The organism is Enterobacter cloacae complex sp. IR5403 (assembly GCF_049238705.1).
GTDB classification, from domain to species: domain Bacteria; phylum Pseudomonadota; class Gammaproteobacteria; order Enterobacterales; family Enterobacteriaceae; genus Enterobacter; species Enterobacter hormaechei_C.
The window spans coordinates 1-4,717 of sequence record NZ_JBMKHP010000033.1 but is presented as its reverse complement, the minus strand read 5'-3'; the positions used below and the strand labels follow the sequence as shown (position 1 = coordinate 4,717).

General features: G+C 38.5%; 6 protein-coding genes. 1 reads left to right on the top strand and 5 read right to left on the bottom strand.

Annotated elements, in window-relative coordinates:
- Nucleotides 1-64: 64 nt before the first annotated feature.
- Both ACOTW6_RS21810 and ACOTW6_RS21805 read right to left on the bottom strand, forming a co-directional pair.
- Nucleotides 65-247, bottom strand: a complete 183-nt coding sequence (locus tag ACOTW6_RS21810; RefSeq protein ID WP_421766302.1) for a hypothetical protein — start codon at nt 245-247, stop codon at nt 65-67.
- A 106-nt stretch (nt 248-353) separates the two neighbouring features.
- Nucleotides 354-647 carry a hypothetical protein gene (locus ACOTW6_RS21805; RefSeq protein WP_044866395.1) on the bottom strand — a complete coding sequence of 98 codons (294 nt, stop codon included), beginning with the start codon at nt 645-647 and terminating at the stop codon, nt 354-356.
- A gap of 280 nt (nt 648-927) precedes the next feature.
- On the opposite strand from ACOTW6_RS21805, the gene ACOTW6_RS21800 reads away from it, so the two are divergent.
- Nucleotides 928-1,593, top strand: a complete 666-nt coding sequence (locus tag ACOTW6_RS21800; protein ID WP_213788894.1) for a hypothetical protein — start codon at nt 928-930, stop codon at nt 1,591-1,593.
- A gap of 730 nt (nt 1,594-2,323) precedes the next feature.
- Here ACOTW6_RS21800 and ACOTW6_RS21795 read toward each other — a convergent pair.
- The 3 genes from ACOTW6_RS21795 to ACOTW6_RS21785 all read right to left on the bottom strand — a co-directional run bounded on the left by ACOTW6_RS21795 (nt 2,324) and on the right by ACOTW6_RS21785 (nt 4,480).
- Complete coding sequence (locus ACOTW6_RS21795) at nt 2,324-2,836, bottom strand: DUF2778 domain-containing protein (protein WP_306414113.1); 513 nt, start codon at nt 2,834-2,836, stop codon at nt 2,324-2,326.
- A 541-nt stretch (nt 2,837-3,377) separates the two neighbouring features.
- Nucleotides 3,378-3,887 (bottom strand): hypothetical protein, encoded by a 510-nt coding sequence (locus ACOTW6_RS21790; protein WP_213788895.1) that lies wholly within the window; start codon nt 3,885-3,887, stop codon nt 3,378-3,380.
- A gap of 71 nt (nt 3,888-3,958) precedes the next feature.
- Nucleotides 3,959-4,480 (bottom strand): hypothetical protein, encoded by a 522-nt coding sequence (locus ACOTW6_RS21785; RefSeq protein ID WP_174402503.1) that lies wholly within the window; start codon nt 4,478-4,480, stop codon nt 3,959-3,961.
- Nucleotides 4,481-4,717 lie beyond the last annotated feature (237 nt).

Genomic DNA, 4,717 nt, shown 5'->3' with positions numbered 1-4,717 from the left:
GGCTGATTCAAGGCATTTACGGGAGAAAAAATCGGCTCAAACATGAAGAAATGAAATGACTGAGTCAGCCGAGAAGAATTTCCCCGCTTATTCGCACCTTCCCTAACATCAATGGCACTTTTACATATTCATTGCCATTTGGACCAATTATAATAATCAAACCAGTGATAGCCGTGATCAGCCCACCAATCAATAGTTCTTTCGTTCCCTCGAACATCTCAGAGATATTTTCAACAGTAATTTTCATTTTATCACTCTTCACTATAGGCAAGTTCTGAATGATAATATCATTTACAAATTGAAAAAGCCCTGTAGATTCACACCATACAGGGCTTAGTACTGAAATTTTCAGATTACTTCGCTACTACCTGCCAGCGTCCACCAGGCTTTGTAATCTCATACTGGTACTGATCATCACACCATACATCTATACGGCCTGAGAAGTTGGCATTGCTAAACGTAGTGACTTTATCGCATGTGTAATCACGCTGGATAAGTGCCTGTGCGAAATCCTTAGCGTCCTGTAACTCTTGATCTGTGAGCTGAGTAGACGGCTCTTCGGCTTGTGCTTCATGCTTAACATCTCCACCTGAGATTTTGAAATACAAAGCGATGAGCACCAATAAAACTACAATAATTTTCCCCATTAGTAACCCTTGTGAATTATCTGGAATACAAGAGGTTGTTTCAACACCCTCTAAGTCACAATGGGTAGTATCGGCCTTATGTAGAATTTCTTTACTTACATGTAAATTGAAGGGGCAGTATCAGTACTGAGGAATATCATGCGATAGCTTCACGCCACACCCACACCTTAAACAAACCTACCCATCGTGGGGGGCGTGAGGTTGTGAGTGTACTTGATTGCGTTTGCAATGGTAAAGTACAATATTTGATCAATAAATTTGATTGCGGATTTTATCAACAATGGAATTAAAAAAAACCAATTTTGCTTTATTAGCCATCATCATAGTGCTGTTCATTGTTGCAGTTTTAGTACTTATCAAGGTTCTTTTTCTGGATGCTCAAGGGTTCGAATGGGGGAGTGTAACTGATTGGGTAAGTGCTGCATGTAATATGGCGATGGCTGGTGCGGCTGTTTATGCTGCGTACAATGCCAAAGATTGGATCTCTCCTAAGATACAACATGAAGGGTTCAAGCAAGCCAGTATGTGTATGGCCGAAATGATACAGTTAAGAATATTACAGCAACATTTGTTAGCAAGTTACAGGTTAATAATTAAACCTGAGAATAACGCTACTCCAAATGATCTTTTAGATAACTTCAAACGGCATAATGAACTTTGGCAAGACTTTAGTAAAAAAGTCATCGATTATGGTACAAGATGTGAGGGTTTAAAGATTTGGAAAATCTATGTACTGCAAACTGATAAATTCCATACGCTAATATCGCATTTAAGCAAAACAAATAAAATACATTCCAAGATCATCTCTTCTTTTAACATGGATGATGGAATATATATCGTATTACAGAAATGGCAGCAACATAAATCAGATATTGAAGAAGTACATAAATCATTAGCCGACTCAATCAAAAGTTTAACTGTGGATTTTGATACTCTCTTTAAATAAATTTATAGGTAATACATGAGTTGTGATGACCCTGACTTTAAAATATGGTCATCACTCTCTAATAAAACTATCCCATTCATATTAAATTGTTGAGTATTCTCACCGCTTCAATAACAGTATCTAAGTACTGATTACGTAGACTTTTGTTAAAATACTCATTCTTTCGTTCGCTTATGGTTAGATACTGAAAAGGTTCGCCTAAATCCCATACTCGCGAATCGCGGGTTTCCATTTGAAGGCCATCAATACCATTAGTTTCAATGCGTACTTCCTCTGTAACATAAAGAAAGTAATATGTTCCATCATCGTAGTTGTTAAATTCCATTCTTATCATTTCAAAAATTCCATAGTGGGTTAGTACTGCCAAACCTTCTATGTATTTACTAATAATTAAGAATTCAGCACATAAACAGTACATATAGCTATATGAAAATTACCCCCACTATATCCAGTGAGGGTACTTAATAAAATGAGGTATTAGCGTTTGTTTTGGAACTTTCTGAGGGCTAAGCGTATGAGCAGAAACAGTACCGTAGCGTAGATGAGTACCATCACGATTAAGGCTATGAACCTTACTGGATCTGCATCAGCTTCGTATGACCCGCTCAGGCCGGAACCGAAAGTACTATAGGCGGTATCCATAGCCCATTGCGTTATGCCGCTCAGGGGCTTACCAAAGCTTGATAGCCACCATGAAAAGATGATGCAGATACTATATAAGGCTGCATACTTAACGAATCCTACAGTTCGCATAGTTGCTACCCCCTTGTACGTCCACCCACCCATACGCCATTAATCCAGTTCTGGAACCTGGTACTTTAACCTTTTTAGTACGTAGCAACTGACTACGTACAGTATAGAAATCAGGGCGATTGACGAATGTTATGCATCCCTCTGATACACCCGTTCCATCTGGCCGTAATGGATGTAAACGGAAACTACCCCGCGATACACCATTAATCAGAATGCTATCTGTCATGGTTTGAGCACTGAAGAGTGCAAACCATTCGGAGTGATCGTTACCAGTGATTGTATCAATCCCCCATGCCCGGATCTGATTCAGAGTAGAACCAGTTGGCCTATCAACTATCCAGTACCGTCCAGTAGGGATAGCACTATTAGGCATAAACGCACAATTGGGATCATTGGTATATGGGTTCTGCCCACTGAATACCGAGAAAGTTCCTATTCCATAGACGTGTAATTTGGCATAGCCATTTTTATCAATGTCGTCGTATGTCATCCTCATTATTTGCATTTTGTTTTCCCTGCTGTTTGCATATGGCAATTATATCATGTGTCGAGTAATCGAACATCACCACTATAAGGTAGGTAAGTACACGAAGGGCTTCAACAGCCCGTAACCCCGACAAGGAGCAAGGCGACGCGTAGTTACTCACAAAGACTTTAGGTACGCAGTAACGACCCCAATCACTTTGATTCAGTACTATCATCTATCGAGCAAAGCGAGAAAAAACGCCTTCCGTCTTTTCGAGTACCCACGAGAAAAAACGGAACGTTTGCGATCTAATTTTTGGTTTTTATAGAGACTAACGAGCAACGCGAGTTAGGCTCTCTAATGACTGAATATCAGTAAGGCATTAGGAGATCCAATTAATATTAATATAAGGGGTACTAATACGGGATAGTACATAAAACGAGCTAAAAAAGGCCAAAAAATGCCATAATTTAGTGCTTTTTCGGTCAATTTTACTCCTAAAAAGTCGATAATAACCCGAATTAGTACGATGGAACCCTAATTAGCCCCCCACTATCGTACTAATTTAGGACGGATAAATTTTTTTGATGAAATCTGAGAGTTGTTTTTTAGTTGGGTTACTTTGAATAAGGCGAGTGAGATTATATAACTCTTCACCAGTAAGGTACTCACCACCTCGCGGATCGTCTATTCTAATAGGTGTACCATTTACATACATAGCCCATAGTTCTTGTGATACACCTGTCAGTACTACCTTGTAATCATTCACCCTCGATTTAGAGTAATTATCACCTTCAAACAGTTCATTACTATCAAGTATTGCTTTTGTTTTAGCTACGCTGATATCACCCATAATTGTTAGAAGTATAAGTATGTTCTTTTTCACCATACCTCTCTTAGAACCTTTTGATTTTGTCATAGCATCTATATGTTTCTTGATAACGTCCTGTGCAGCACTGGTTAACTGATTTAGATTTTTAACCCCTGCTAAGTGACTACGTAGATCGTTATTTTGATGTACTGTTTCTTTTCTGCCACGTTTCATTAGTTCATGTGGTTCTTTCTTTTTTGTCATGATAAATAGTCCTATATATTCTTAATTAATACTTGGCCTGTAGTGATTCCACCCACTACAGGCCTTTTTCTTTAAATGTTGTTAGCGTGATTCAATAGTGCCGCACTTAGTTTTTTATATTCTTTGTACTTCTCAGCAAGTTCTATCAAACGTGCCTTACGCCATTTCATATGTACTTCATGTGCTTCGAGTTCAGTACTGAAAGTTCCTAAACATTTCTTTTTACTATCTACGCTACAGTATGCTTTGAATTTCTTACCTGATGCTTCAACACCTTTCATGTACTTGCCTGGTTTAGTACTTTTGAATAGTTGGTTTACTTCAGGGGGAACGTACATACAGTTTTGGGATGAATACTCACGAGCACCAGGATTTAGTATGTCTTTATCAAGATGCCAACCTTCTACATAGTTCACTTCATGCCATTTCAAAAACAATGATAGGTTACTAAACTCGGTACTAATCGTTACATCATGATAATCATCATTGTATAGAGTTCTATCGAACATGTTATTGAATGATTTACGTCCTGTTTTTAGTGTTGGGTAATCATTGTGTGTACGGATTCTTTTTAGGTCATTATTTCTCTTCATATCTATGCTTCCATTCATTGACAGTGAAACTTCCTGTTTCACCATTTGCTATAACTTTATTAGGCGTATAGCATTAGCCTTTTTTTAGAATGATGTGTTGGTTTAGTAAGTACTGAAAAGCACTCGCAAGTTGACCTGCCCCCACGATTAGATACAACACTCAGTTAGTAACGTCGGAATCTTCATTCTCAGAATGACCCTTTCTCCAGCCCGCTGCAAATTCAGACGGTGTCTGAT

Coding starts and splice junctions, on each gene's coding strand:
- ACOTW6_RS21800 (WP_213788894.1), top strand. CDS start 928: ATGGAATTAAAAAAAACCAATTTTGCTTTATTAGCCATCATCATAGTG.
- ACOTW6_RS21805 (WP_044866395.1), bottom strand. CDS start 647: ATGGGGAAAATTATTGTAGTTTTATTGGTGCTCATCGCTTTGTATTTC.
- ACOTW6_RS21790 (WP_213788895.1), bottom strand. CDS start 3,887: ATGACAAAAAAGAAAGAACCACATGAACTAATGAAACGTGGCAGAAAA.
- ACOTW6_RS21795 (WP_306414113.1), bottom strand. CDS start 2,836: ATGACATACGACGACATTGATAAAAATGGCTATGCCAAATTACACGTC.
- ACOTW6_RS21810 (WP_421766302.1), bottom strand. CDS start 247: ATGAAAATTACTGTTGAAAATATCTCTGAGATGTTCGAGGGAACGAAA.
- ACOTW6_RS21785 (WP_174402503.1), bottom strand. CDS start 4,480: ATGAAGAGAAATAATGACCTAAAAAGAATCCGTACACACAATGATTAC.